This is a genomic window from Leifsonia sp. L25, assembly GCF_050632895.1.
On the sequence record NZ_JBODRZ010000003.1, the window covers coordinates 1,411,461 to 1,437,955 of the forward strand.

A 26,495-nucleotide genomic window follows, 5' to 3' on the forward strand; every position below is an offset into this window, starting at 1 on the left:
CCAAGAAAGCATAGATGCACGTCTATGGTTTTGCTAGTCGGCGGCCGCGCTGTTCACGACTCGTTCAGCATCGATCCGGGTCAGGAGGTCCCGAACGCGTTCTTCGATGTCATCGCGGATCTCGCGCACCTTGGTCAGGGGCTGGCCGACGGGGTCGGGGATGTCCCAGTCGAGGTATTCGCGGCCGGGGTAGATCGGGCAGGCGTCACCGCAGCCCATCGTGATGACATAGTCCGCGGCTCGGACAGCTTCGTCAGTGAGGGGCTTGGGGAACTCGCCGCCGAGTGGGGTGCCGACCTCGTCCAGGACGGTGACGATCGTGGAGCGGACGGCGTCGGCCGGTTCGGAACCGGCGGTGCGGACCACGACGCGGTCGCCGGCGAGCTGACGCAGAATCGCCGAGGCCAGCTGGGAGCGGCCGGCGTTTTGCACGCACACGAACAGCACCTCCGGGACACCATCCCGTTCGCCGGTCGCGCGCAGCAGCGCATCGAGGCGGGAGACGGCGAACGCGCTGGTCAGGGAGGCCCGGTTTCTGCGGCCGTCGAGGCGGTCGTAGCTGTCGCGGACGTACTGTTCGATGCTTTCCCGGGCAAGGACGCCGCGGTAGCGGGTGGCGAGGTCCTCCACGATCCGATCCAGCGCGGCCACATCATCCGTCGGCTGTTCGTCACGGACGAGTTCGGCGACCCGATCGACTTGGCCAGTGGTGATCGAGTACCAGGCGGTCCGACCCTCCTGGGTGCGCTCAACCAGGCCCTCGTCGCGCAACAGCTTTAGGTGATGCGACACGGTCGGCTGCCGCAGGCCTAGCGTCTCGGCGAGGCGGGTGACCGAGCCACGGCCGTCAGGGGCGTCGAGAAGGAGACGGAGGATCCGGGCGCGGGTCGGGTCGCTGATGCGCTTCAAGCTCCGCAGCACGTCCGGTTCCGGCACCCCACCCATAGACGCCAGTCTATGCGCGCGGGGTTCCGGACTGGACTAGGAGCGGCAGGACGACCCGGACGCCACGGTGGAGCACACGCCAGTCTCCGACTCCTCTCGATCGTCGCCGCCTCCGACGGTGATGAGGCGTGCGCCTGCGACCTCACCGAACCGGTCGGACTCAGCCAGCCCACCGTCTCGCACCACCTGAAGATCCTGATGGACGCCAACTACCTCACGCGCTCCAAGCGCGGCACTTGGGCCTACTACAAGCTCGTCCTTGGCAGCCTCGACCGCGTTTCCGCACTGCTCGCCACCGCAACCGCATGATCATCCGCGCTCCCACCGGAGGACTGGCCGGCAGCCAAATTTGTCCCTGGCCTGCCTCGTCTATGCAGCGAACGAACTGATCGATTGTCCCATGGGCGCAATAGCCTTCAACAATGAGCAATCGCATCGAACAAGAGGTGGCTCGTGCGCTGGAGAGCGTTGACCGCCTCTTGGTCGCCTGGACAGAGATCGGGGAGCACCAGCGTGTTGGCAAGACGCACCAGACGATGTACAACGACATTGTCGAATTTGCCAATCTCCGGATGGAGACTGTCTCAACGATTGCCCTCCTAGTCCGTAGTGGCCGGGTTTCCGACGCGCTCGGACTCACTCGGTCCCTTCTTGAGCACGCCCTGCTCCTTCGCCTCATGACGAAAGGCAGTCGATACTTCCAGGTCGAGCCCGAGATCAAGCGAACACGCCAACAGTGGCGGGACGCCCTTTCCGAGGCCCGGGCCGAGCTAGAAGACCTACACGATCGCGGCGAGGCCTTGAGCTGCCTTAGCGTGCAACGCTATCCCGGGCGGGGCCGGGATCGACGCATGTGGGTTTACGAGGGATTGAAGAACGAAACCGAGCCGGGACTTCATTGTTCCGGTCCACTACTTTCACTACAACGAGTTCCGGCCAGACGTCTATCGCTTGGATGATGACGACTACTTCGACCCCGTGCCCTCCAGCTATCGCAGCCAGACCCCAAGTAGCGCACGATCGCGAAGAAAGCACCGGGACGAGGCTGGATTTCGCTACCGCTATTTCCTGAGCTACGACGCGCTCTTGATCTGTCTTTCCCTGAATCAACTTGCATCCGTCGAGGAGGTCAAACGCATCGAGGCGCACTACACCTTCTTGGGACAGTTTCTGCATCCCACGAATCGCGCCAGCCGCCAACTGCATGAGAATTCGAACAACTACATGGGTGGTTTCCACGTTGGATTGCCGCAACCCTACGACGCCGTCGCGCGCCTCCTAGCGGCGCTATATGCGGTCCACTTGACTGCGATGGTAGCCAACGAAATAGCTGACATGCTCGACGCTGCCCCGCGCCGGTATCTAGCCGAATCAGGAACATCGCCGATCCGGGCCCTACTCGACGAGGTCGGACAAAGGTTCAACTACTTTTGGTTCGTTTATAACGATGCGCCGCTCTACGACCGATACATCTACGCAATCAACGAAGCCTCGGACGAGGAGCTTGGGAAGGTGGGAGGCTACCCGTCGCTCCCTACCGACAACATCAAGTTCGACGCAGCCATTCTCGAACACCTGAGACACACGTTGCGGTCATGGAATAACCTGCGGGTCGGGGCGTACCGCTCCCCGCTTAGATGACTCCCTCTGGCGACCCGCCTCGAGATTCTCCCTCAGCCGACGCCGGAAGGGCCGCCGCCTGTCGGTTTCAGCGCGCCGAGTCGCTCTGAACGCGCAGCCGGATCAGTCGGTAGCCGAGTCCGATGGCGAGGACGATGACCCCGGCGATGATCGAGCCCAGCGGGAGGGTAGCGACGAGGATGAGGCATCCGATCGCGCCGGCGATGGCGAGGAAGCGCGGATAGCGGCGGTTCTCACGGGTCTGGGTCCAGGCGGCGGAGTTGGCGACGAAGTAGTACAGCAGGACGCCGAAGCTGGAGAAGCCGATTGCGCCGCGCAGGTCGGTGACCGCGACCAGCAGGCACACGATCAGGCCGAGAGTAAGTTCTGCCCGGTAGGGGCGCTGAAGCGTGGATGTACGTCTGCGAACCAGCGCGGGATGTCGCGGTTGCGCGCCATGGCCAAGCTAGTGCGGCCGATTCCAGCGATCATGGCCAGCAGCGCCCCGAGCGCAGCCGCAGCGGCGCCGATGCGGATGACGATGCCGGGCCATGCGGCTCCCGTGGTGTTGGCAACCGCGCCGAGCGGGGCGGAAGCGGAAGCGAGCGCGGCCGGGCCGAGAGCATGCAGGGCAGAGACTGCGACGAGGACGTAGACGATCAGTGTGATCGTGAGGGCGGTCGTGATGGCCCGGGGGATCGTGCGCGCCGGGTTGATGACCTCTTCGCCCATTGTGGCGACGCGGGCGTAGCCGGCGAAGGCGAAGAACAAGAAACCGGCGGACTGCAGAACACCGTACACGGTCACTTCCGGGCCCGGCAGGGCCGCGCTGGCGGCGGTGTGGGTGAAGCCAATGATCACCGCGACCGTGAGCGCGACCAGGGAGATCGCGACCAGGACCCGGGTCAGCAGTGCCGTGCGGGTGATGCCCATCGTGTTGACGATGGTGAGCAGAATGACGGCCAGGATCGCGACCGGCTTCACCCACGGGCCGGGCACCGCGTAGGTGGCGAAAGTGATCGCCATCGCCGCCGAACTGGCGGTCTTGCCAACAACGAACGACCAGCCGGCGAAGAAGCCCGACCACTCGCCCAGTTGTTCACGCCCATACACATAGGAGCCGCCGGAGGTCGGATACTGCGCTGCGAGCTGCGCGGAAGAGGTCGCGTTGCAGAACGCGATGAACCCCGCGATCACGAGACCGAGCAGCAGCCCCGCGCCGGCGGCGGCAGCCGCTGGCGCAAAGGATGCGAAGATGCCGGCACCGATCATCGACCCCAGGCCGATGACAACCGCATCACCCAGATTCAGGCGGCGGGCAAGCGCGCCGTTGGCAGAAGCAGCCGGAGTGTTCGTCATGGCTTCTTGTCCTCCGGAAGGAGTTCATTGGCGAGTTCGCGGGTGGCTCGACGGCCCTCTTCGAGAGCGGCAACTCCGGCCGGGGTGGCCGTGTAGACGCGTCTCGTGCGCCCGTCGACAACAACTCGCTCGGAGACGAGCAAGCCATCGCGCTCCATGCGATGAAGTGTCGGATACAGCGTCCCTGGTGACAGGTTGTAGCCGTGGTGGGCAAGTTCCTCGCTCATCCAGGCCCCGTGAACTGGTTCCTCGGATGCATGGTGCAGCACGTGCAGCACGATCGCCGCCCTCTGAAGCTCATGCATGCGGCCAACAATATCGTGGTCCGATATCGGATTGCGATATCGATACATCTCTGAACAATCGGACCCACCCGAAAACGCCGTTCGAACGCTGCACTGAGTCCAACCAGTTGCCTTCGACCACCACCCCCTCGTGGAACACCTTCGGCGTGCTGCCCTTGCATTCGACGTCTTGCCATTCCGGCTGGCCGATCGTAGCTTCCTCCGCCAGCTCCGTTCCCTCCGGCCGCTATTTGCAGACTCCGCTCGCTGCGCTCCCTCCGCTTAGCAGCCGCTCCCCTCCGGGCACTGCGCTGCCTCCACGCGCTTTGGATCTCTGTGCCGGAACGGCAAAAAACTGATCGGCGGGGGACAACGTAACCAACACCCGCTGACTCGACACGGACCCTGTGAGGGTCGATCGGGAGGCAAGGATCATGAACAGCAAAGTCATCACCCGGCACGAGGAGGAGCGTCAAGCGACGGCGGAGGCACTGCATGCGTCGATCGTGGAGCAAGTCCAGCAGCTAGCCGACAGCAGACAGTGGCGCGCATTCCTGGAGTTCGCCCGCTCCTTCCACAACTACAGCCTGAACAACGTGTTGTTGATCCTGTCCCAGAACCCAGACGCGACCATGGTCGCCGGATTCCGGCAATGGCAGGCCAAGGGACGCCAGGTGCGCAAGGGCGAAAGGTCGATCAAGATCTTCGGATACCGCGAAAAGAAGACGGCGAGGCCCGACAGCGACACCGCCGAGGCAACGGAAAATGATGAGCGAGTCGCGCGATACTTCCCCACCCTGTCAGTGTTCGACATCGCTCAAACGGATCCGATCGAAGGAGCCGAGCCGCTGCCGGAGGACCCGACCCGTCGGCTCACCGGTGAAGACGATCACGGCATCATCGCTCCCCTGTCGGCCCACCTCGAGACACACGGATGGAGCATCCACCGCGCACCGCTTACTAGGCCGTGTTGATCAAGAGGTTTCGCTCCCGGCTGGGTGAGTCTTAAGCGGTGACGCGACAGGAGATCTCTGACGAGGTGTGGGCCGTGATGGAGCCGTTGATGCCGACGGCGTCCGGGAGGTCGAGGCCGTGGGCGGATCATCGGTTGGCTGTCGAGGGGATGGCGTGGAAGTACCGCACCGGGGCTCCGTGGCGGGATGTGCCGGAGCGATTCGGGAAGTGGAACTCGATCTACAAGCGGTTCAACCGTTGGGCTGTGGACGGCACCTGGGAGAAGCTGCTAGCCGAGGTGCAGAAGCGGGCCGACGCCGCGGGGAAGATCGACTGGGTCGTCTCGATCGACTCCACGATCGCTCGTGTGCATCAACACGGCGCGACCCTGAAGCGGGACACAGGGGGCTCTGCCGAATCACAAGAATCCGTGGTTCGAGCCGCCTGATCACGGGATCGGACGCTCCCGTGGCGGGCTGACGACCAAGCTGCACCTGGTCTGCGACGGTCGCGGCCGGCCGCTGGGGATGATGATCACCGGCGGGAACATCAACGACACCACGATGATGACCGCAGTACTCGAGGACATCCGCGTCCCCCGCGACGGGAAGGGCAGGCCACGGACCCGCCCGGACCGGGTGCTCGCCGACAAGGGGTACCCGTCGAAGGCGAACCGTGCTTGGCTCCGCGACCGCGGTATCGCGGCGGCCATCCCGGAGCGTGATGACCAGGTCGCGCACCGCCGCAAGAAGCCGGGCCGGCCGATCGACTTCGGCGAACAGCAGAAGGAACGCTACAAGGGCCGCAACGTCGTCGAGCGCTGCTTCAACCGGCTCAAGCAGTGGCGCGGCATCGCGATGCGCTCCGACAAGCTCCTCCGCAGCTACCGAGCCGCCGTCAGCCTCGCCGCGACGCTCATCTGGATCAAATCAGACTTGATCAACACGGCCTAGCGCTAGCGGATTCACCGACCCCGAGTCGCACCAGGTGACCCTGGCCGAGAACCTCGCAGTCGAGCAGGCGGCCAAGACCCTCATCCACGAGACAGCGCACATTGAGCTGCGCCATATCGACGACATCGACGAGTACCGCGCTCATCGGGGACGGATGGAGGTCGAAGCCGAATCGGTGGCCTTTATCGTTGCCGGCCTGACAGGATTCGACACCAGCTCGTACAGCATCGGCTACATCACCGGATGGGCGAACGAAGACACATCCGTCATCCGAGCCACGGCGACACGCGTGCTGAAGACCGCGCACACGATCGCGGGAACTATCGACCACGTCGAATAGCTCCACCGCAGAAGCTGAACCCCGACCCCCATTTGGGTCGGGGTTCTTTCACGCCCGCCGCGGACAGCTGGTAAGGAACGACGCAAGACGCAGAGGAGGGCGAGAGGGGAGGGAACGAGGAACGAAAAAAGGGACGGAAGGAGGGAGATAAGGGACGGAGGAGACGAAGCAGAAACGAGGAGAACGAGAGACAAAGAAAGGAAAGAAAAAGGCGAATGCACGCAGGCACTTTCTGTGGAATGCGAGTATTCTGGGCGGCATGCGCGGGGGTGTGGCGCGGTGGAAACGAGGGGTTGCCTCACAGGGGGTGAGGCAAGCGATCGCGTACGCGTTCGGCGGTGTCTGCGATTCCCACCTCACTGCGAAGACCGCGCAAGGGGTGCTCGCGGCGGCGGATTACGCGGGTGCGGTGATGACCCGGTACATCGTGGAGAACGGGTCGATCCGCGATGATCTGCTCACCCGCAAGCAGCTGCGCACCTGGGTCGATGGCGGCGACCCTCTCACCGGTGAGCATCGCGGGTTCGAGATGTCCTCCCCCAATGCGGATCTGGTGTTGGATGCGACGATCAACGCGCCGAAGTCGTTCAGTATCGCCGCGATGCTGGACCCGGAGTTGAACGCGGCGTACGAGGACCTCCAGGACCGACTGAGGGACCGGATCATCCACCTCTGGCAGGAGGAGCTCAACGCGCGGCGTGGGAAGGGGGCTGCATCAGGGAAGACCTCGCTCGCGTCGAGGTGGTCGAGCTCAAGCATGAACGCTCCCGCTCCCTAGACCCGCACAAGCACCGGCACCTGTGGTTGAACGTGAAAGTCCAAGGCATCGACGGGAAATGGTCCAACGTGGACACCCGGGTTGCGTTGCGGTTCCAAAACGTCATCAACGCCGAAGGCGACCTCGCCGCCCGCACCGACCCCGCCTGGATCACCGCGCTCGCCGCGAAAGGGTTCGCTCTCAATGACGACGGGGAGATCACCCAGTTACAGCACCTGGTGCGGCCGTTGTCGAAGCGGTCCGCGCAGATCGAGACCAACAAAAACGCCCGCACCGCCTGGTGGAAGCAACAGCATCCCGGGCAGGAGCCCTCCCACGATGTGATGAATCAGATCGACCGATGGGCGTGGGCCGCCGGGCGACCAAACAAACCCGGGCACCTCGACGAAGACGACTGGACAGGCCTAATCCGCCACGAGCTCCTCGTCGCGGACCCGCGACTCGATCACGAACGTGCTTCGGCTGATGTGAGTGAGGTCAGGGTCGAGGATCTCGACCTCGAGTTGCTCGCGGAGAAGGCGATCGTGGACGCGGACGCCCGCTCGACTGGCACGGGAGGCCGCTTCAGCGTGATGGACGTTCGGGCTGGAGCAATCCGCGCAATCGCCGCCACCGGCCTCATCGCAGATCGTGACGAACTCACGCCGCTGGTTGAGAAGGTCGCTGAAGATGCGACCCGCGTCCACACGGTGACACTGCTCTCCGAACCGAATGTCCCCGATCACATCAAGCACCTCATGGCGACTAACACGGCCACCCTCAAAGCCACGCTCGCTCACCGGATCGCCGCCCTGTCGACGACGGGGACGACCATGAATCCTGATGAGGTCAGGAGAATCGCGCACGTCATCGAGCCCGAGCGAACGCTCGACGCCGGCCAGCTCGACGGCGCAACAGCGATCGCAGGAACCTCACGAAGCGTAGCTATCTCCGGAGCTGCCGGCACCGGCAAAACCACGATGCTCAAGGTGGCCGGCGCCGCGCTGCGTCGACAGGGTCGCAACTTGATCATCGTCGCTCCGACAAAGAAGGCCTCCGCCGTGGCTGGCCGAGAAACCCAAAGCGACTCATCCTCCCTCCACCAGTTGCTGCACGACTACGGCTGGCGCTGGACAACCGGCGACAGTGGAGCAACAAGCTGGACTCGGCTCAGCCCAGGTGACATCGATCCGGCCACCGCGAAAACCTACGCTGGTCCGCGGATAAGGATCCGCCCGGGCGATCGCATCGTCGTTGACGAAGCCGGCATGCTCGACCTAGAAGCAGCCAGGGGTCTCGTCGATGTACTGGAGCGCACCGGTGCAGGAGCGGCATTAGTCGGCGATGAACGCCAAGCGCTGCCGGTCGGGCATTCGGGTGCGATGGCACTCTTCTGGCGAAGCGCTGCGGACCAGGTCGAGCTCTCCACGATTCACCGCTATAAGGATCCATCGTGGGCCGACCTGAGTCTGCGACTTCGGGAGCCCCGTAACCAGGAAGCCGCAGCCGCGGTCGCAGACGAACTACTGAAAAACGGACATGTAGTTCTCACCAGTAACGACGCCGCGGCACAGCAGGCAATGGTCGACGGGTGGATTGACGCAAGCCGCAGCGGACAGACGATCGCGCTGGTCACGGCAACGCACGCCGAAGCCCAAGCTGTGAGCGAAATGATCCAGGCGCGCCGGATGCAGAACGGAACCGTCTCGACCGACGGCTGTGTTCTCGGCCAGGCAGGTCAGGCCATCTTCATCGGGGATGTTGTACAAACTCGCCAAAACGATGGCCGTGCCGACGTACAGAACCGCCAGAGCTGGATCGTGAAGAAGATCACTTCTGAGTGGGTAGTGCTGGTGTCCGCGTTTGATTCGTCAGATCTCCGGAACATCAGCCACGACTACGCCAACTCTCACCTTCACCTCGGGTACGCAACGACCGTATACGGTGTCCAGGGTGAGACGACCGACCTCTCCCTGGTCGGCCCCGGCGTGGACGCTGCCGGTCTCTATGTCGGGCTCACGCGCGGCAAACAGAGCAACTCGGTCATCCTCGTCGCCCCGACCGAGGTGTCCGCGAAGTCGCAACTCATGGAGATGATGCAACGAGGATCCATCGAGGAGACGCTTCAAGCGTCGCGCGGCGCCGCTCAAGTCGAGTTCAACCGTGCCGCGCAGGCCCGCTTTGGTCCGCGCGCGCCGGTGTCGCGTGAGGGTGTTGGACCGGCCGCCTCACCCTAACCGGGTGCCGGTCAGGCTGTCGCTAGACCATTCGCGCACAAGTTTCGGCCAAGGGCGTTAGCTCCGTCCAGGGCGCCGTCCAACGCGCGATATCGCAGTAGAGCGATCCCAAGGGTGTCAGCGCGCGCTCTAGCGACCGGGCGCACACCGCCGGGCACAAAGATTAGAGGGTGCCGACCATCGGTGGATGCGACAATCGCAGCCTGCTCAACCGGGTCGACGTCTAGGTTGGCGCGGTCATCGCGAACCCAGGCCAGGTAACGACCGCTGTACAGATCACACGTCTCGCGCGTTTCGACGGAAGCTACGACAGTATCTGCCGCGCCCAGGAACACCATCCATTCGCGGCACAGTTCGATTGCTCCCTCGCCGGAAGCCCCATATCGGCGCGGGGCCGGTGCGTCATGTGTCACGTCTCAAGTGTGCATCCGACCGCCGATCCACACGAAGTCCTCGCCTCGTTGCTCTGAGCCTCGACAGAGAGCCTTGCGGAGTGTCTGTCCGGGCTTCCAGGCCGCGCGAATTTAGTTCATGGGTAGAACTTCAACATCGCCACTCGAGCATTCGAAGCGTCGCATCCAGCGCAGATCATGCCGTGCAAGGGTGCAGCCACATGGTTCGGTGATCGCGGGTCACTCGTCCAGTCGATGCGCCTACGCTAAGTAGCGATGAACCAGGACCTTGTCGACAGAGCTCGAACACTCGCGAGCGAGCGTTTGGCCGTTGCCATGCCCGAGCGCTGGGCGCATGTCCTCGGAGTCGCGAGAACTGCGTCCGATATAGCCCCACGGCTTGTAACAAGAGACGCCGACGCGGTCGTTGCCGCGGCGTGGCTGCATGACGTTGGCTACGCACCGAGCATCGCCATGACGGGTTTTCATCCTGTGGACGGTGCGAGGTTCGCCGAGTCTGCTGGCATGCCCCTTCTGGTTGTCTCCCTCATCGCGCACCACTCGGGAGCCAGTGCCGAAGCAATCGAGCGCGGACTTACTGCCGAACTGGCGGAGTTCGATCGTCCACCCCGTGACGTCCTTGATGTGGTGACCTACGCGGACATGACCACGGCGCCCGATGGGACGCCAATCGACGCTGAGAGGCGCGTATCGGAGATCCTTTCTCGCTATTCGAGCAATGATCCGGTGCATGCCGCGGTCTCTCGGTCGTCTGCCGAGTTGCTTGCCTCGGTGGCCCGAATCAAGGAGCACCTCCGGTTGGCGCCTGCTGGGGCTCCTCAGCCGAGGTAGGGCAAATCACGTCGTTCGAGGTAGTGGTCAATCCGTAGCCTCATCGAAGGGTGCATCGACAGGCCAGCGATCTCCTGGGGTTCGACCCATGCGACTTCCGTCGACTCGGAATCGAAGGCAAGCTCGCCGCCGATCAGCTTGGTCACGTAGCAGATAGAGAATTGCTGTCGGACTTCTCCATCGTCGTACTTCATGACGTGATGGGGGTTCGTGTAGATGCCGACGAGGCCGGTGAGCTCCACGTCAAGGCCGGTCTCTTCCTTGACCTCGCGCACAGCGCAATCCTCAATGCTTTCGCCGAGTTCCATGCCGCCGCCGGGCAATGCCCAGAGGCCGTTGTCTTTTCGATGCACGAGGGCGATGCGTCCTTGGCCGTCAATTACGACTGCCGTGGTTGAGGGCACGACGCTGTTCGCCTTCGGCGCGTCAGGGTCGTTGTAGTAATCGATTCGCGCCACTGCCTCAGCTTTCGATCGGGAACTCGGCTTGCCTTGCGCTGCTCCACACGGCGTCGAACGCGACCGCATACGTGTCCCACAGTTCGGGCTCGGCCTCTCTGGGCAGTTCGATCACGGGGTTCTCGCCGGCCGGCGAGCCGAAGATATGGTGGTTGGCGTAGAGCATGTCGTCGATGAAGAACATCGAGGTATAGAGCGGCGTGCTGTGCGTGCGAATCTCTACCCCCTCGACCTCCTTCAGCGGCTCGAGGTGAACGAGGGTCATACGGCAACGCGCGGCAAGTGCGTCGCCGATCCTCTCCTCGGAACCGCGTTGAAGGACACCGTCTGAATCCGGCGCGCCCACCGCAAACCGGATCTTCGTGCCCCGCGCGGCCGCGCCTTTGATGATGCGGGTGAATCCGTGAAGCGCGTCCCAGAGGAAGGTGCCACCGTAGACACAGATATCGATGCGCTCGGTGGCCGCCTCGAACATCTCGCGCCACAGATCGATTGGGACCTGGGCCCGCGACGGGAACAACCGGACTTCGATGGTCGCGTCGTGAATCGCGTGTCGAATGCCGAAACGTGGCCATAGATCTTCAGCGGTGACGCCCAGGGCCGCGGCGATCTCTTCGGCAATCCGAGTCTTGGGCGTGGTCTCGCCCCTGATCGCGCGCTGAACGGTGCGCTCGTCGCATCCCGCACGAGAAGCGAGGTCACGGATGCTTATCCGCTGCTTATCCATCTGCTCGGCCAAGAGACGTCCAGTTCCGACGCCAGCCGCTCTTTGAATCACAGTCATGAGGCTCCCCAAACCAGATCTTGCCTGCAACCTCTGACACATTCTGACACTCGTCTGGCCTTCCACTGTCAGATTCGGCCGTGTGCACTCATTGTTGTGGCCGCCAACCGGCGCTGCCACCTGCAACGAGACGGAGGAAATGAGACATGCGTCTGAGCAACATCGACGAAGCACTATTCCCCGCGGTCAGTTCCGGTAACAGGGAGTCATGATGCGAAGCCCGAGAGAGATCGGCATCGAGTTGTTCGACGGGATGCATCAATTGAGCGTGACAGTTACGGGAAGGCCCATCCCAGCACACGAGCTATGCGAGATCCTTGCGAGTCTCGAGGCTGCTGGCGGCTACAACTTCGGCGAGGTACTGAGCCGATTGGCGAGAGGGTTCGAGCGATCGCTTCGTGACGACGAGACTTCCCCCATATCCGTTCGCGAACGACTTATTGCTTGCCTGGTGCGAAGGGCCGCAGAGCAAGCGCAAGAGATCGCGCTGTGCCTCGAGGCCGCGTGTTGCGAGTTGGAGACGCTGGCGCCCCGAGATGTCAGCGACTCGAATCACTTTGCGTAAGTGATCGCCAACGACATGAGCGCAAGACCAAAGTAGGAGCAGATGGAGGCGGCATGAACAACAGAAAAGGCCAGGGTCGGGGCAACGCAAATTCCGTTGCGCCATTACTTCTGACAGAAGCAGAGACGGCAGCGATACTCCGAATCGACCGGACCACGCTCGCGCGCCTGGTCGATCAAGGAACTTGTCCGCTGAGCCCGGTGAACCTCACGCCACGGATACGTCGGTACCGCCTAGCTGAAGTCGAGGAGCTGACGGGTTCCCATGTGGTGATGCCGTAATGGCAATCGATAAGCGCCCTTCAGGCAAATATCGGGTGCGCGTCTTTCTGGACCACGTAGTGGTGGGGACTCGATCATTCGAGCGAAAGGCGGACGCCCAGGCCTGGGAGAAGGAGCAGTACCGCGTTCTCTCGCTGGGAGGGATTCCCTCCCCTTCCCTGTCGCTGCTTCCTGTCGCCGGGTTGATAGCTCGTTTTCTCAGCGCTCGGCAGACGCGCGTTTCGCCGCACACGTGGCGTACCGACTCGGACAACCTTCGCCACGTGCCTTCGACGTGGCTGCGTCGACCGGTATCCACGATCACCGCATCCGACGTACACGACCTGCTAGCAAGTCTGCTGGCCGACGGATTCGCGCGTTCGACCGTTACTCGGATGAGAGTCACCCTCTCCGCTCTATTCGAGTACGCCGTCTCAGAACACTTCGCACCTGCAAACCCTGTCCGGGGTGCTCGTATGCCTGTGGTTGTCGGCCTCCCGTCGCGACCCAAAGCGGATACATGGACGCCCGAAGAGATGTCGAGAACCATCGAGGCGCAGCGGGTGGTTAATCCTGCAATGGCCGAGGTGACTGAATTTCTCGGGCTCACCGGCCTGCGGTGGTCAGAGCTGAGGGCGCTGCGCGTCGAAGATGTGGCGCAGATTCCGATGCCGGCGTTACATGTATGGCGCGCGCAATCAGATGGATATGCCGAAAAGACGCTGAAGAGCAACTCCGGCGAGGTACGGTCCCGAACGATTCCCCTTCGTCCGCGGGCCTCAGAGATCGTGGCCCCTCGGGTTGAAGGCGCTCCCCCGGAGCACACCTGTTTCGCTCAAAGACGGGGAAGCAGTTGAGAGGAAATTTGTTCCGCCGTCAGGTGCAGTGGAATGCGACAACGTGCCGCGGACTCACGATTCACGCGCTACGACACTTCGCAATTTCGTATTGGTTACTTCGCGGCGTAGACGTCAAGACCGCCGCCGAGTGGTCAGGGCACAAGAACCCGACGGTGCTGCTGTCCACCTACGCTCATGTCCTCGGCATCGATGCCAACCGCGCAGCTCTCGCCCTTCTAGACACCCCTGCTGTCCCAGCGCTGTCCTGGGGCGCGGTTCCTGACGGCTTGAAAGGCCTCGACTAGTGTCGCCACGAGGCTTTAGAAACCATCGCTTATCAGCCCTTTTGCTGCGGAGACGGTGGGATTTGAACCCACGGTGCCCTTAACGGGCACTCCACCTTAGCAGGGTGGTGCACTAGGCCTGACTATGCGACGTCTCCTGAGCGCCCGCGGGCGGACGCACGTCAGCCATCATAACGGACGTTGCGGGGGCGCCCGGACACCCCGCTCTCAGGCGCTGTAACTCCGGCGCTGTAACTCAGGGGCCGGAACTCAGGCGCCGGTGCTCGGGAGCTGGTGGACCAGCTGCAGCATCGCCGACATCAGGATGAGCGACACGGCGACCCCGGCGGCGATCGTGACGACCAGCACCGCGATCGACGCCCAGAGGACGCCCGCTCCCCGGCCTCCCGCGACGCGGCGCACGATCACCGCGCGGCCGATCGTGTAGACCGGCCACGCCAGGAAGGACCAGGCCCAGTGGAACGGCCGCTCGACGCCGCGGCGTTCCAGGGTCCGGTGGTCGAGCCGGCTGAAGACGATCGACAGGGCGAAGATCACCCAGCCGAGGATGCTGCTGACGAGATAGCCGGGCGAGGTCAGCAGCACGAGGTTCGCGGGGCTCGGATGCGCGAACGCGGCGAGCGACCGGCTGACGCCGCCGATCGTGGCCAGCGAGAGGACGGTGCTCAGCAGCGGCAGCAGCACCACCAGCCAGATCCACGTCGTGTACACCGGCGTCTCGGGGGCAGGGGACGGCGGTCCGTGGCGTAGCGCACGGGAGGTGCGGTGGGCAGCCCTGGAGCGTGTCCGCTCACGGCCGCCACCCACTTCGTGCCGTCCCACCAGCGCAACGGCGCCTCGCCGAACGGGTCCGGGTACCACCCGGGTCCGAGCTGCCGGCTCACGTCGCCCATCTCACCGTGCGCCATTCAGAAGTACCCCACGATCTCGTCCACGGCCTGCCGGGCGTCCCCGAACAGCATCCTCGCGTTCTCGCGGTAGAACAACGGGTTCGGCACGCCCGCGTAGCCCGCGGCCATCGAGCGCTTGAAGACGATGACCTGACGGGCCTCCCACACCCGCAGCACCGGCATGCCGGCGATCGGGCTGCCCGGGTCCTCGGCGGCGGCGGGATTCACCGTGTCGTTCGCGCCGATCACGAGCACCACATCCGTGTCGGACAGCTCGTCGTTGATCTCGTCCATCTCCAGCACGATGTCGTACGGGACGCGCGCCTCAGCGAGCAGCACGTTCATGTGGCCGGGGAGGCGCCCGGCGACCGGGTGGATGCCGAACCGCACCTCCACGCCGCGATCGCGGAGCTTCTGGACGAGCTCGGCGACCGGATACTGCGCCTGGGCGACAGCCATCCCGTAGCCGGGCGTGATCACGACGGAGGTCGCGTTCTGCAGCAGCTCGGCGGTCTGCTCGGCGGTGACCTCCTGATACTCGCCCTGTTCCTCGGCGGCCGCGGACGGCGCCTCGATTCCGAACCCTCCCGCGATGACCGAGAGGAAGGAGCGGTTCATCGCCTTGCACATGATGTACGAGAGATACGCACCCGAGGAGCCGACGAGCGCGCCGGTCACGATCAGCAGGTCGTTGTCGAGGAGGAAGCCCGAGGCGGCGGCGGCCCAGCCGGAGTAGCTGTTCAGCATCGAGACCACGACGGGCATGTCGCCGCCGCCGATCGACGCGACGAGGTGGACGCCGAGGGCGAGCGCGATCAGCGTGACGACGGCCAGGAGCCACAGTTCGGGCGTGATGACGTACCAGACCGTCAGCCCCACGAACACGACGAGCGCGCCGACGTTGAGCGCGTTCTTGCCGGGCAGCACGAGCGGGCGCGACGAGATGCGCGCGGAGAGCTTCAGGTAGGCGACGATCGACCCGGTGAAGGTGACGGCGCCGATGAAGATGCCGATCACGACCTCCGCGTTGTGCACGCCGCGCAGCGAGCCGGTGAGCTCGGGATGCGAGAGGTGGCCGGTCCAGCCGACGAGCACGGCGGCGAGACCGACGAAGCTGTGCAGGAGGGCGATGAGCTGCGGCATCCCGGTCATCTGCACGACCCGCGCGCGCCACAGACCGATGGCGGCGCCGACGGCCATCGCGGCGATCAGCAGGACGATCGAGGAGGTCGGCAGCACCAGGAAGCCGATGGTCGCGGCGAGCGCGATCCCCATCCCGACCATGCCGTAGACGACGCCGCCGCGGGCGGTCTCGTGCCGAGACAGGCCGGCGAGGCTCATGATGAAGAGGACGGCCGCGACTAGGTAGGCGGCGCCCGCGATGCTGAGGCTCACCGGTTCGCTCCGCGCTTCGGGTCGGATCCGCGCTTCGGGCCATGCCCGCTCTTCGGGCCGGATGGGCCGCGCCCGGCCGCGTCGCTCCGCGTGAACATCGCCAGCATCCGCCGCGTCACCGCGAACCCGCCGAACACGTTGATGGAGGCCACCAGCACTGCGATCGCGGCGAGCGCCTGCACCGTCGGATCGTGCGAGGTCAGCTGCACGATCGCGCCGACCACGATGATGCCCGAAATGGCGTTCGTCACGCTCATCAGCGGCGTGTGCAGCGCGTGGTGAACGTTGCCGATCACGTAGAACCCGATGACCGTCGCCAGCACGAGCACGGTGAAGTGCTGCGGCAGCGGTGCGGGAGCGAGCGACGTCAGGGCCAACAGGACGGCGAGGCCGACAGCCGTCAGCACCGCCTTGCGCACCGGCGTCAGCCATGGCTCCTTCGCCGCGGCCACGGCGACCGGGGCGGCGACGGGAGGCGGCGCGGCCGAGACGGTCACGGGCGGCGGCGGCCAGGTCGTCTCGCCGTCGCGCACGACGGTCACCGACCGCTGCACGACGTCGTCGAAGTCGAGGACGAGCCTCCCGTCCTTGCCGGGCGTCAGGAGGGTGAGGAGGCTGACCAGGTTGTTGCCGTACAGCTGCGACGACTGGGTCGGCAGCCGGGACGGGAGGTCGGTGTAGCCGAGGATGATCACCCCGCCCGGTGTGACCACCCGCTGCCCCGCCACCGACCCGGCGACGTTGCCGCCCTGCGCGGCGGCCATGTCCACGATGACCGAGCCGGGCCGCATGCTCGCGACGTCCGCCTCCGTGAGCAGCTTTGGCGCGGGGCGGCCCGGGATGAGCGCGGTCGTGATGACGATGTCGACGTCCCGTGCCTGCTCCGAGTAGATCTCGGCGGCGCGCCGGTCGTAGGCCTCGCTGGTCGCCTTCGCGTAGCCGTCGGTCGACTGCATCTCATCGGCGCCGGCGACCTCCACGGCCAGGTACTCGCCGCCGATCGACCGCACCTGATCGGCGACCTCCGGCCGCGGGTCGGTGGCGCGGACGATCGCGCCCATGCTCGACGCGGCGCCGATCGCGGCGAGGCCGGCGACGCCCGCGCCTGCGACGAGCACCTTCGCGGGCGGGACCTTGCCGGCGGCGGTGACCTGGCCGGTGAAGAAGCGCCCGAACTCGTGGGCGGCCTCCACCACGGCGCGGTAGCCGGAGATGTTCGCCATCGAGCTGAGCACGTCCATCGACTGCGCCCGGGAGATGCGCGGGACGGCGTCGAGGGCGAGGGCGGTGATCCCGCGCTGCGAGAGGGCGGCGAGGAGATCGGGGCGCAGGCCCGGGCTGAGGGTCGCGATGAGGGTGGCGCCGTCGGAGAGGAGGGCGATCTCGTCCTCGGTCGGCGGGGCGACCTTGATCACGATGTCCGCGGCCCACGCGTCGGCCCGGGAGGTCACGGTCGCGCCCGCGGCGGCGAAGGCCTCGTCGGTGAACGCGGCCCGGGCTCCGGCACCGGCCTCGACGCGGACGTCGTACCCCAGGGAGACGAGCTTCTTCACGGAACTCGGGCTGGACGCGACCCGGGCCTCCCCCGGCCGTTCAGCAACGATGCCGACGTACGACACCTGGCCTCCCTCGGCTTTTCCCTGGACACTAGCAGGCCGCACCCTCCGAAAAGAGTCTCGGCGGCGACACGTGCTCGATCTCCTTCCGAACGGCGTCGGGAAGGAGATCCTGACGTGTCCTCCTGTCCGCGTACGCGTCGTGGTCCTGAACCGATGAGGTCTCCCAGCGGCCCGCTCATCCGCATAAACTCCGGAGGATGACCGCACGGATCGCCAACGTCACCTTCCACGCCGCCGACCCGGCGGCGCTCGCCCGCTTCTGGGCCGCCGTCATGGGCTACCCCGAGCCCGAGTGGCTGACGCCGGAGGAGGAGTCCGAGCTCCGCGCCGCGGGCCTGACCGACGACGACCTCGCCGCCCGCGCGGTGGCGTGGGACGAGGACCCGGCCCACCAGCGCTTCTACTTCACCCGCTACCGCCACGACAAGCTTCAGCGCAACCGGATGCACATCGACATCACCCCCTCCGCCGACCGCCACGCCACGCGCGAAGAGGTGGAGGCCGAGGCCGAGCGGCTCGTCGGGCTGGGCGCGACAGTGGAGAAGGTCCTCGACGGATCGTGGGGGCCGTACCCGGAGTTCGCGATTATGATGCGCGATCCGGAGGGGAACGAGTTCTGTCTGCAGTGAGGTGCGTCAGCGGTCCTTGAAGTAGCGGAACAGGTGCTTCTCGCTCATCGCCGCCGTCGCGACGATCACCCCGACGAGAGCCCCGGCCACGCCGGCAAGAGGAACCACGACCAGCGACGGGAAGACCGCGAGCTCATCGCCGCGCTCGACCATCGAGGCGCCCACCGCGGCGACGCCGACTCCGATGGCTCCCGCTGCCCCCGACCAGGCGCCCGCCTCGAGGAGGCCGAGGGCCACGAGGTCGCCTTTCGCCAGGCCCGCGTGGAGCGCGGAGGTGTGCTGAAGGCGCCGCATTCTGACGCCGGCGAATCCGATTCCGGCGGCGATCAGGGCAGCCGCCGGGGCGGCGGCCCTGGTCAGACGGTCCGCGAAGGACGCGTTTCCTTCGAATGATGCGCCGTACGTTGGATTGAGCTGCATGACCTGGGGTTTGTCCTCGGAGGCGTCATCGGCCGGTGACCTGGTCGCGAGCAAGAGGGCGCGGAGGTTCGGAAGCTGCGGCCAGGCCGTAGCCCAGCATTCATCGAACGATCCGGGCGCATTGGTGACCGACAGGACCGCGTAGCCGAAGCCCGCGCGCCGACCGTCGGACGGCCAGCCGTAGACCTCGGCCACACGCATAGGGCCCGCGTCGGTCGCGACCTCGTCTCCGGGACGGGCGCCGATCATGTCCGCGAGTTCGTCCGGGACGAGCACACCGCCCGGCGACCCTCTTCGATCTGAGACGAGGGCGGCGAACCCGGGCGAGACCTCGTGCGCCGGAGCGGGAGCGTCGGGAAGGGTCGCGATCGCGATCTTCCGCGAGGTCGAGCGAAGGGCCCCGGAGGCCATGACCCCCGGGACGTCCGTGAGTGCTTCGCACGCCGCGCCGTCCACGTGGCCGTCCGCGACGAGGACTTCCGTGGCGGCGCCCGACGAACGGAATCGCTCCGCGGAGGCGACCAGGCCGGCGGTCGTCATCGCGTCCAGGAGCACCAGCGATGCGAAGACGGCTGCCGACAGCACGCTGAACAGGGCGAACCGGGTGGTCCCCGTCGCGATATTGCGGCCGGCCTCGCGGAAGAGAGCGGAGAGCTTCACCCTGACCCGCTCCCTCCGAGAGCGCCCAGGTCGAGCAGTCCCGTGCATGCGTCGCGCGTGCGTGCGTCGTGCGTGGCGACGACCACGATGGTGTGCGGGTCGGCGACCGCCGCGATCGCCGCATCCACGCGCTCCGCGGTGCGCCGGTCGAGCTGGGCGGTGGGCTCGTCGATCAGGAGGAGACTCGGCCGCGACGCCAGCCCGCGGGCGAGCATGAGGCGTTGCGACTCCCCACCGGAGAGGTCGCCGAAGCGCCGACGTGCGATGGACTCCAGACCGAAGCGGGCCAGATAGGCGTGCGCCTGCTTCTCGGCGGCCGGCGCGGACTCCCCGCGGGCGAGGATCGGCAGCGCGACGTGGTCGATGGCGGTGCGTCGCGGCGACCCGAGCGGGTTCTGAAACACCCAGCTCACCCTGCCGATGTCGGTGAGTCGGATCGCCCCCTCAACGGGCCGGCCGCGCCCCGCGAGCAGGGAGAGCAGGGTGCTCTTACCCGAGCCGGACGGACCGGTCAGGGCGTAGACCTCTCCTGGACGGAACTCGAACGTCAGACTCCGGAACAGCCAATCCCCCGACCGCCCGAAACGGTGGCCCACTTGGTCGAGCGCTACGTGCACGTCGGGCGTCTCGCGTCGGAGATCAGCACCGTGTCCGGCCGCTGCTCAGCGTCGAACAGGACGAAGGTCTGGCCAAGCTGGGATCCGACGATCGTGACGCGCAGAGCCGTGTCGCCCGCAGCGACGCACCCGGCTGAGCCTTTGATCGCGTATACGGCAGACGGAGGCACTACGCCGACACGCACTGGGGTGGCGAGCTCGAGGGTGCCGCGGATCGCGCCGGGGTTTTCCGCCTCCGCTGCGTCGCCACCCCGCCCGGTCGCTTTCGCCGAGTCGTCGCGCAGGAAGGAAGGCGTCGCAGCCAGCGCGGCGAGCGCCGACGCGTCATCGACGCTCCCCGTCTCATCGACGGCGACCGCGACCGAGTCGACGGTCAACCTCCGTTCACTGTCGGCGAGGTCGGCGATCGGCTCGATGACCGACACGCGGGTGATCGCACCCGAGGTCGTCGCGAGCACATCGCCTGCCGCATGCGACTCTCCCACCGATGCCCGGCACTCACCGAAGGCGACGGAGGCGGCGGGAATCCAGACGATGCGGGCGGCCTCGACGCGCTCGGGGTCGGGCGCTGCGTCCCCCGCGCGCTCGAACAACGTGATGGTCGCCGCCAGCGTGCGCCGACCCACCGTCCCGTCCGCGGTCACCACGTATCCGAGCCGCACCAGTTCCTTCTGCAGGGCGGTGACGTCGTCTCCCCGATCGCCGAGTGCGAGCTCCCGCCAGAGCGGCACCGCCGTCGCAAGTGCGACCAGGGGGCGTCCGTCGATGCCGACCAGCGCCGTCCCGGACTCGACGGTGGCACCCGGCGCGCAGGCGAAGGAGGTGATGCGCCCACCGGTCGCTGACTCCAGACGTGATTCCGGCTGGGACTCGACCCGCAGGGTGACCGCGCGCCTGTCCGAGAAGTCCTGGTACGAGACGGGCGCCGACGTCGCGAGGCGCGGGGCCGCGAGAGAAGCCGGTGGGTCGCTCGTCATCCAGAGCCAGACGGCGGCCGCCCCCGAGGCGAGCAGGGCGACGACGAGAACCGCGATCACGGCGACTCGCGGGAACAAGGCCCTCATCGTGTCTGCTTTTCGAGGAGCCCGAGCGGATCGGAGCTGCACTCCTTGAGTGCCTCCTCGCCACGCGCCTTGTCACTGAACGGATACGTCTGCCCGAGGGTGTCACGCCTCACGTCTGCTGCCGAGTACGTCGGCGGGACGACCTTCTTCTTGACAAGGCAGGCCGCCGCGATCGCATCCTCGTCGAGGTTCTGCGGGTTGCGTCTCATTTGGAAGTAGAGGAGGCCGACGGTGTCCAGGCCGGAGGCCGCTGAACAGTCGTCGGCTATCCCGTTGGCCTCTGCGGTCGTCGTGCCGTTTCCGGGGCGGAACCCGTAGCCGCCAAGCGGCTTGAATCCCTCGAAGGTGACGTTGCGATCGCCCATGCACGTTGCGAATGCGTTCTCCATCTCGGCGAACTCCGCGTCGGAGATCCGGTCATCCTCCAACGCCATCCGTTCGAAATCTGTGGTCGCGTGCCTGCGGGCGTCGTCGAACTCGTCCGTCCACCCGTTCGCCGAGGCCGTCGGGCTGATCGCCCCGGCTTCGTCCGCCCTTTCGTCCGAGGAACAACCCGAGAAGGCCAGGACGCACGCGATCGCGATGCCGACCCGATTGCTGAGTCTCTTCATCACTGCTCTCAGCGACAAGGGTGGGGCGGCGAACACGCGCCGCCCCAACCGTTGTCGGCTTAGTAGTTGTAGTAGTACCAGGTGTTGCCGGTGATGGTCCACGCGACGGAGGCGTATGACCACTGGCCCCCGGCTTATCGAGGGCCCGGTCGCATCGTTAGACATTCCTTATTTCAATGTCAAGCGCCAGGCTAGCGCACGGGCGTCCGCGTGTGAAGACCCCTGGCCCCACCCGCCCCTCGCGGCTACCGTGGCGGCATGACCCCGTCGTCGAAGTCCGAGACGTTCCTGGAGGCCGACGGGATCGAGGTGCGCATCTCGAACCCGGACAAGGTGGTGTTCCCGGAGCCCGGCCTCACCAAGCTCGACCTCGCGCGCTACTACCTCTCGGTCGCGGACGGCGCGCTGCGCGGCGCCGGCGGCCGGCCGATGGTGCTGAAGCGCTTCGTCAAGGGGCTCTCGCAGGAGCCCTTCTTCCAGAAGCGCGTGCCGGAGGGGCATCCCTTCTTCATCGACACCGCGACCCTGCTGTACGCGAGCGGCACGTCCGCGGAGGAGGCCGTGCTCCGCAACGCCGCCGGGCTCGCATGGGTGTCCAACCTCGGCTGCCTCGACCTGAACCCGCACGCCGTCCGGGCGGAGGATCTCGACCACCCGGACGAGCTGCGTGTCGACCTCGACCCGATGCCCGGCGTCGACTGGTCGCAGATCGTGGATGTGGCCTTCGTCGCGCGGGAGGTGCTGGAGGATCACGGGCTCGTCGGCTGGCCGAAGACGTCCGGCTCGCGCGGCCTCCACATCCTCGTCCGCATCGCGCCGCAGTGGGGGTTCGCCGATGTGCGGCTGGCGGCGGAGACGCTCGCCCGGGAGGTCGAGAACCGCGCGCCCGGGCTCGCGACGGCGCGCTGGTGGAAGGAGGAGCGCGGCGAAAGCGTGTTCGTGGACTTCAACCAGAACGCCAAGGACCGCACCGTCGCCTCCGCCTACTCGATCCGGCCGCTGCCGGACGCGCGGGTCTCGACGCCCCTCGACTGGGACGAGGTGCGCGAGCGCCGGCCGGAGGAGTTCACCGCGCTGACCGTGCCGGGCCGGTTCGCGGAGGTCGGCGACCCGCACGCCGGGATCGACGGCGCCGCAGGCTCGCTGGACGCCCTGCTCGCGCTCGCCAGGCGGCTCGGGCCGGCCGAGAAGCCGCCGCGGGCCGGCGACGGCGCGGGGCGGCGCGTCTCGCAGATGCCGCTCATCGAGGTGGCGCGCACGAAGACCAAGCCGGAGGCGCTGGCGGCGCTGGACCAGTGGAAGGCAGCGCACCCGCAGGTCGCGGAGGTGCTGCACCCGGCCGACGAGCTGCTCGACGGGATGCGCGGGTCGAGCTCGCAGTGGTACCGGGTGCGGATCAACCTCCAGCACGTCCCGGAGGCCGACCGGCCGGAGCAGGGCGCCCTGGTGGCCGACTACGACCCGTGGGCCGGTCGGGAGTGGCCGGGGAGGCCCTGACGCACGCGGCGGCCGACACTCGCCGCTGTACCACCGATCCGTCACTCAGCGTCCGCCATCCACGTCGTAGGGTGAGCCCATGAAGCGCAGTTGGCCGTTTCTCGTACCCGGCATCATCCTCGCCGCGATCGGTCTCGTGTGGACGCTGCAGGGCACCGACGTGCTCGGCGGGTCCGTCATGAGCGGGTCGTCGTTCTGGGGGATCGTCGGCGTGGTCCTCCTCGTGATCGGAGTGGTGCTGATCGTCGTCGGAATCGCGCGGAGGCGTCCCCGGCGCACCGGGTGAACCGCAGGTGACGGCCGGGTGACGGCCCGGCCAACTTCCGATTCGAAGGTCCTCAGGATCCCCTGAACGGGGGTGAGTTCCGTGCGTTCCCGTGGTTCCGTATCCTGTCGTGGACGTCGATCGCAGACACTTCTTGACCCTGGCGGGCGGCCTGACGGCCGGAGCCTTCGCAGCGGGCACCGCCTTCGCCGCGCACGCCGCGACCCCCGGCGCTGCCGCCGCCTCCGTTCCGACGCTGCCCGCTCCGGCGGCCTCCGGCATCGACCACATCGTGGTCGTCATGATGGAGAACCGGTCGTTCGACCACCTCGTCGGCTGGATGCCGGGCGCGACCGGGCTGCCGAGCGGGCTCCGCTACACCGACCGGTACGGCTTCCCGCACACTCCCCACCACCTGGCCGACTTCCAGGGCTGCGGGCATCCCGACCCCGACCACTCATTCGAGGGCGGCCGCATCGAGTTCAACGGCGGGAAGTGCGACGGCTGGCTGAAGGCCGGCGAGAACGACGACTTCTCGATCGGCTACTACGCCCAGGCGGACCTCGGCTTCTGGGGACAGGCGGGCCCGCAGTGGACGGTGTGCGACCAGTACTTCGCCGCCACCCTCGCCGAGACGTACCCGAACCGCTTCTACATGCACGCCGCGCAGACCGACCGCCTGCACAACTCGACGGCGACGGCGACGATGCCGACCATCTGGGACTCGCTCGCGGCGGCCGGCGTCAGCGGCAAGTACTACTTCAGCGACGTCCCGTTTCTCGCGCTCTGGGGTTCGAAGTACCTCGGCATCTCGCACCCCTACTCCGCCTTCCTCGCGGACTGCGCGAGCGGCTCGCTGCCGGCGGTGTCGTTCGTCGATCCCCGCTTCGAGGATGAGGCGTCGGGGACCTCCGGCGACGATCACCCGCACGCCGACCTCCGCAGCGGCGAGCTGTTCCTCGACGAGATCTACCACGCGGTCACGACGTCGCCGAACTGGGCCAAGACCCTGCTCGTCGTCAACTACGACGAGTGGGGCGGCTTCTTCGACCATGTGGTGCCGGGCACGGCGCCCGACGCGACGCCCGCGGCCGGCACCGGGCAGCGCGGCTTCCGCGTGCCGTCCCTGGTCGTCTCGCCCCGAGCCCGGCGCGGCTACGTGGCGCACGGCACCTACGACCACACCTCCGTGCTGAAGGCGATCGAATGGAGGTTCGGCCTCCCCGCTCTCACCCCGCGCGACGCGGGGGCCCGCAACATCGCCGAGGTCCTCGACTTCGCGTCCGCGCCGAACCCGACCGCGCCCGTGTACACCGTGCCGCCGTTCGTCGCCGGCCCGGCGTGCACCCCGGTCGGGCCGCCCGCCGCCGAGGAGTGGGCGCCGCTCAAACAGAAAGCCGTCGCAGAAGGGTGGACGCTCCCGTGACCTTCAGGAGAACACGCACACGCCTCATCGCGGGCCTCGCCGTCGCGGCCGCAGCGGTCGCCGGCGTCGCCGTCGCGTTCCTGCCGTCCGCCACGGCGACCGTGAGCGCCGCGACGACGGGCGCCTACCTCCCTGGCGCGAAGCACGTCTTCGTGATCAACCTCGAGAACAAGGGCTACGACGAGACCTGGGGTCCCGGCTCCGCGGCGCCGTACCTGTCGACGACGCTGCGCAGCCAAGGCGTGCTGCTCGACTCCTACTACGGGACAGCGCACAACTCGCAGCCGAACTACGTGGCCGAGATCTCCGGCCAGGGCCCGAACCCGCAGATGCAGGCCGACTGCCAGACCTACTCGCCGTTCGTCGGGAGCGGGACCGCCGCCCCGGGGCAGGCGGTCGGCGACGGCTGCGTGTTCCCGTCGACCGTGAAGACGGTGGCCGACCAGCTCACCGCCTCCGGTCGCACGTGGAAGGGGTACATGGAGGACATGGGCACCCCGTGCCGACACCCCGCCCTCGGTGCACTGGACGACACGCAGAAGGCGAAGGTCGGCGACGAGTACGCCGCCCGGCACAACCCGTTCATGTACTTCCAGAGCATCACGGGGTCGGCGGACTGCGCCACCAACGACGTCGACCTGTCGAACCTGCCGACCGACCTCGCGACCGTCGCGACGACGCCGAACCTCTCCCTGATCACGCCGAACCTGTGCGACGACGGCCACGACTCCCCGTGCGTCGACGGACGGCCCGGCGGCCTCGTCAGCGCGGACGCGTGGCTCAAACAATGGGTGCCGAAGATCACCTCGTCACCCGCCTTCAGGCAGGACGGCGTCCTCGTGATCACCTTCGACGAGTCGGACGGCCCGCAGTCGGACGCCTCGAGCTGCTGCAACGAGGGGCCGGGGCCGAACTCGGCGCTCCCCGGCATCGCGGGCCTCGGCGGCGGCCGGGTCGGCGCGCTCGTGCTGTCGCCGTTCGTGAAGGGCGGCACCTGGTCGACGACCCCGTACAACCACTACAGCCTGCTCGCGAGCATCGAGGACACGTTCGGGCTGCCCTACCTGGGCTACGCCGCGACCCCGGGGCTCAACCGCTTCGGGCTGGACGTGTACAACTTCCGCAACTGAGCGAGGGCGGTGAGGTCCTGCAGCTCCCAGGTGTTGCCGTCCGGGTCGCTGAAGGAGGCGAACTTCACACCGCCCAGCTCGCGGACCTCGCTCACGTCGGCGCCCCGGGAGATCAGCTCCGCGCGCACCGCGGCGATGTCGTCGACGACCAGATGGAGGCCGTTCACGGTGCTCCCGCCGGGTTCGCCGGTCCCCATCCCGGTGCCGAACGCGATCGAGCACGCCGACCCGGGCGGGGTGAGCTGGACGATCCGCATCCCGTTGCCGGGCGCCACGTCGTGGTCGAGGACGAAGCCGATGGTGTCGGCGTAGAACGCCTTGCTGCGGTCGACGTCGGAGACCGGGAGCGGGACGAGCTCCAGCCGCAT

28 protein-coding genes, 1 tRNA gene and 2 pseudogenes are annotated in these 26,495 nt (G+C 66.7%); 16 read left to right on the forward strand and 15 right to left on the reverse strand.

Annotation, left to right across the window (positions count from 1 at the left end; all coding sequences use genetic code 11):
* Positions 1–33: 33 nt before the first annotated feature.
* A complete protein-coding gene (locus ACRAWC_RS10825) occupies positions 34–945 on the reverse strand; it encodes a metalloregulator ArsR/SmtB family transcription factor (RefSeq protein ID WP_431347728.1) in 912 nt (303 codons plus the stop codon).
* Positions 946–957: 12 nt separating this feature from the next.
* Here ACRAWC_RS10825 and ACRAWC_RS10830 point away from each other — a divergent pair, with 12 nt between their 5' ends.
* From ACRAWC_RS10830 to ACRAWC_RS10840, 3 genes are all read left to right on the forward strand, one after another.
* Positions 958–1,254, forward strand: coding sequence for an ArsR/SmtB family transcription factor (locus ACRAWC_RS10830; RefSeq protein WP_431347729.1), 297 nt, complete (start codon positions 958–960; stop codon positions 1,252–1,254).
* A gap of 113 nt (positions 1,255–1,367) precedes the next feature.
* Entirely contained in the window at positions 1,368–1,904 is a 537-nt protein-coding gene (locus ACRAWC_RS10835) for a hypothetical protein (protein WP_431347730.1), read from the forward strand.
* The gene (locus ACRAWC_RS10840) at positions 1,897–2,586 is read left to right on the forward strand and encodes a hypothetical protein (protein WP_431347731.1); all 690 of its coding nucleotides are present in this window, start codon (positions 1,897–1,899) and stop codon (positions 2,584–2,586) included. The genes ACRAWC_RS10835 and ACRAWC_RS10840 overlap by 8 nt, the downstream gene beginning before the upstream one ends.
* Positions 2,587–2,677: 91 nt before the next feature.
* Here ACRAWC_RS10840 and ACRAWC_RS10845 read toward each other — a convergent pair.
* A pseudogene (locus tag ACRAWC_RS10845) lies at positions 2,678–3,924 on the reverse strand (APC family permease); the annotation flags it as partial.
* Positions 3,921–4,229, reverse strand: a complete 309-nt coding sequence (locus tag ACRAWC_RS10850) for a PadR family transcriptional regulator (RefSeq protein ID WP_431347732.1) — start codon at positions 4,227–4,229, stop codon at positions 3,921–3,923. The gene ACRAWC_RS10850 and the pseudogene ACRAWC_RS10845, both read right to left, overlap by 4 nt.
* A 413-nt stretch (positions 4,230–4,642) precedes the next feature.
* Here ACRAWC_RS10850 and ACRAWC_RS10855 point away from each other — a divergent pair, with 413 nt between their 5' ends.
* The 6 genes and pseudogenes from ACRAWC_RS10855 to ACRAWC_RS10880 all read left to right on the forward strand — a co-directional run bounded on the left by ACRAWC_RS10855 (position 4,643) and on the right by ACRAWC_RS10880 (position 10,693).
* Complete coding sequence (locus ACRAWC_RS10855; protein WP_431347733.1) at positions 4,643–5,182, forward strand: ArdC family protein; 540 nt, start codon at positions 4,643–4,645, stop codon at positions 5,180–5,182.
* A 77-nt stretch (positions 5,183–5,259) separates the two neighbouring features.
* Positions 5,260–6,115 (forward strand): IS5 family transposase gene (locus ACRAWC_RS10860; protein ID WP_431349421.1). Its coding sequence is split into 2 segments (ribosomal slippage): positions 5,260–5,577 and positions 5,579–6,115, totalling 855 coding nucleotides; the frame shifts between segments, so codons are not numbered across the junction.
* Positions 6,116–6,149: 34 nt separating this feature from the next.
* The gene (locus ACRAWC_RS10865) at positions 6,150–6,455 is read left to right on the forward strand and encodes a hypothetical protein (protein ID WP_431347734.1); all 306 of its coding nucleotides are present in this window, start codon (positions 6,150–6,152) and stop codon (positions 6,453–6,455) included.
* A 412-nt stretch (positions 6,456–6,867) separates the two neighbouring features.
* Positions 6,868–7,571, forward strand: a pseudogene (locus ACRAWC_RS10870) (relaxase domain-containing protein); the annotation flags it as partial.
* 474 nt (positions 7,572–8,045) lie between these two features.
* Positions 8,046–9,449 (forward strand): ATP-dependent DNA helicase, encoded by a 1,404-nt coding sequence (locus tag ACRAWC_RS10875; protein ID WP_431349422.1) that lies wholly within the window; start codon positions 8,046–8,048, stop codon positions 9,447–9,449.
* A gap of 668 nt (positions 9,450–10,117) precedes the next feature.
* On the forward strand, positions 10,118–10,693 hold the full coding sequence (locus ACRAWC_RS10880; protein ID WP_431347735.1) for an HD domain-containing protein: 576 nt from the start codon (positions 10,118–10,120) through the stop codon (positions 10,691–10,693).
* Here the strand turns inward: ACRAWC_RS10880 and ACRAWC_RS10885 are convergent.
* A complete protein-coding gene (locus tag ACRAWC_RS10885) occupies positions 10,681–11,151 on the reverse strand; it encodes an NUDIX hydrolase (protein ID WP_431347736.1) in 471 nt (156 codons plus the stop codon). The two genes, ACRAWC_RS10880 and ACRAWC_RS10885, sit on opposite strands and share 13 nt — an antisense overlap.
* Before the next feature lie 4 nt (positions 11,152–11,155).
* Positions 11,156–11,890, reverse strand: coding sequence for a helix-turn-helix domain-containing protein (locus ACRAWC_RS10890; RefSeq protein WP_431347737.1), 735 nt, complete (start codon positions 11,888–11,890; stop codon positions 11,156–11,158).
* Positions 11,891–12,553: 663 nt separating this feature from the next.
* On the opposite strand from ACRAWC_RS10890, the gene ACRAWC_RS10895 reads away from it, so the two are divergent.
* Both ACRAWC_RS10895 and ACRAWC_RS10900 read left to right on the forward strand, forming a co-directional pair.
* The gene (locus ACRAWC_RS10895; protein ID WP_431347738.1) at positions 12,554–12,781 is read left to right on the forward strand and encodes a helix-turn-helix transcriptional regulator; all 228 of its coding nucleotides are present in this window, start codon (positions 12,554–12,556) and stop codon (positions 12,779–12,781) included.
* On the forward strand, positions 12,781–13,617 hold the full coding sequence (locus ACRAWC_RS10900) for a tyrosine-type recombinase/integrase (protein WP_431347739.1): 837 nt from the start codon (positions 12,781–12,783) through the stop codon (positions 13,615–13,617). Before ACRAWC_RS10895 ends, ACRAWC_RS10900 begins: the two co-directional genes overlap by 1 nt.
* A gap of 334 nt (positions 13,618–13,951) precedes the next feature.
* Here ACRAWC_RS10900 and ACRAWC_RS10905 read toward each other — a convergent pair.
* From ACRAWC_RS10905 to ACRAWC_RS10925, 5 genes are all read right to left on the reverse strand, one after another.
* A tRNA-Ser gene (locus ACRAWC_RS10905) sits at positions 13,952–14,041 on the reverse strand.
* Positions 14,042–14,153: 112 nt separating this feature from the next.
* Positions 14,154–14,615 carry a hypothetical protein gene (locus ACRAWC_RS10910; RefSeq protein ID WP_431347740.1) on the reverse strand — a complete coding sequence of 154 codons (462 nt, stop codon included), beginning with the start codon at positions 14,613–14,615 and terminating at the stop codon, positions 14,154–14,156.
* Positions 14,570–14,812 (reverse strand): DUF2510 domain-containing protein, encoded by a 243-nt coding sequence (locus ACRAWC_RS10915; RefSeq protein WP_431347741.1) that lies wholly within the window; start codon positions 14,810–14,812, stop codon positions 14,570–14,572. Before ACRAWC_RS10915 ends, ACRAWC_RS10910 begins: the two co-directional genes overlap by 46 nt.
* Entirely contained in the window at positions 14,813–16,189 is a 1,377-nt protein-coding gene (pntB, locus tag ACRAWC_RS10920; RefSeq protein WP_431347742.1) for a Re/Si-specific NAD(P)(+) transhydrogenase subunit beta, read from the reverse strand. It abuts the gene before it with no gap.
* Entirely contained in the window at positions 16,186–17,808 is a 1,623-nt protein-coding gene (locus ACRAWC_RS10925; protein ID WP_431347743.1) for a Re/Si-specific NAD(P)(+) transhydrogenase subunit alpha, read from the reverse strand. Before ACRAWC_RS10925 ends, pntB begins: the two co-directional genes overlap by 4 nt.
* 197 nt (positions 17,809–18,005) lie before the next feature.
* On the opposite strand from ACRAWC_RS10925, the gene ACRAWC_RS10930 reads away from it, so the two are divergent.
* Positions 18,006–18,437, forward strand: a complete 432-nt coding sequence (locus tag ACRAWC_RS10930; protein WP_431347744.1) for a VOC family protein — start codon at positions 18,006–18,008, stop codon at positions 18,435–18,437.
* A 6-nt stretch (positions 18,438–18,443) separates the two neighbouring features.
* Here the strand turns inward: ACRAWC_RS10930 and ACRAWC_RS10935 are convergent, their stop codons facing one another.
* Genes ACRAWC_RS10935 through ACRAWC_RS10950 form a run of 4 tightly spaced genes read right to left on the reverse strand, consistent with a single transcriptional unit; the run spans position 18,444 to position 21,845 of the window.
* Entirely contained in the window at positions 18,444–19,517 is a 1,074-nt protein-coding gene (locus ACRAWC_RS10935) for a hypothetical protein (RefSeq protein ID WP_431347745.1), read from the reverse strand.
* A complete protein-coding gene (locus ACRAWC_RS10940; RefSeq protein WP_431347746.1) occupies positions 19,514–20,113 on the reverse strand; it encodes an ATP-binding cassette domain-containing protein in 600 nt (199 codons plus the stop codon). The genes ACRAWC_RS10935 and ACRAWC_RS10940 overlap by 4 nt, the downstream gene beginning before the upstream one ends.
* Positions 20,114–20,124: 11 nt before the next feature.
* Positions 20,125–21,198: a peptidoglycan-binding domain-containing protein gene (locus ACRAWC_RS10945; protein WP_431347747.1), complete on the reverse strand. Its 1,074-nt coding sequence runs from the start codon at positions 21,196–21,198 to the stop codon at positions 20,125–20,127.
* Positions 21,195–21,845, reverse strand: a complete 651-nt coding sequence (locus ACRAWC_RS10950; RefSeq protein ID WP_431347748.1) for a hypothetical protein — start codon at positions 21,843–21,845, stop codon at positions 21,195–21,197. Before ACRAWC_RS10950 ends, ACRAWC_RS10945 begins: the two co-directional genes overlap by 4 nt.
* A 222-nt stretch (positions 21,846–22,067) precedes the next feature.
* Between ACRAWC_RS10950 and ACRAWC_RS10955 the strand changes: the two genes are divergently transcribed.
* The 4 genes from ACRAWC_RS10955 (at position 22,068) to ACRAWC_RS10970 (ending at position 26,127) form a co-directional block, all read left to right on the forward strand.
* Positions 22,068–23,306 (forward strand): DNA polymerase domain-containing protein, encoded by a 1,239-nt coding sequence (locus ACRAWC_RS10955; protein WP_431347749.1) that lies wholly within the window; start codon positions 22,068–22,070, stop codon positions 23,304–23,306.
* Positions 23,307–23,385: 79 nt separating this feature from the next.
* Positions 23,386–23,592 carry a hypothetical protein gene (locus ACRAWC_RS10960; RefSeq protein ID WP_431347750.1) on the forward strand — a complete coding sequence of 69 codons (207 nt, stop codon included), beginning with the start codon at positions 23,386–23,388 and terminating at the stop codon, positions 23,590–23,592.
* A gap of 91 nt (positions 23,593–23,683) precedes the next feature.
* Positions 23,684–24,997 (forward strand): alkaline phosphatase family protein, encoded by a 1,314-nt coding sequence (locus ACRAWC_RS10965; protein WP_431347751.1) that lies wholly within the window; start codon positions 23,684–23,686, stop codon positions 24,995–24,997.
* The gene (locus ACRAWC_RS10970; RefSeq protein ID WP_431347752.1) at positions 24,994–26,127 is read left to right on the forward strand and encodes an alkaline phosphatase family protein; all 1,134 of its coding nucleotides are present in this window, start codon (positions 24,994–24,996) and stop codon (positions 26,125–26,127) included. Before ACRAWC_RS10965 ends, ACRAWC_RS10970 begins: the two co-directional genes overlap by 4 nt.
* Here the strand turns inward: ACRAWC_RS10970 and ACRAWC_RS10975 are convergent.
* Entirely contained in the window at positions 26,067–26,495 is a 429-nt protein-coding gene (locus ACRAWC_RS10975; protein ID WP_431347753.1) for a VOC family protein, read from the reverse strand. The two genes, ACRAWC_RS10970 and ACRAWC_RS10975, sit on opposite strands and share 61 nt — an antisense overlap.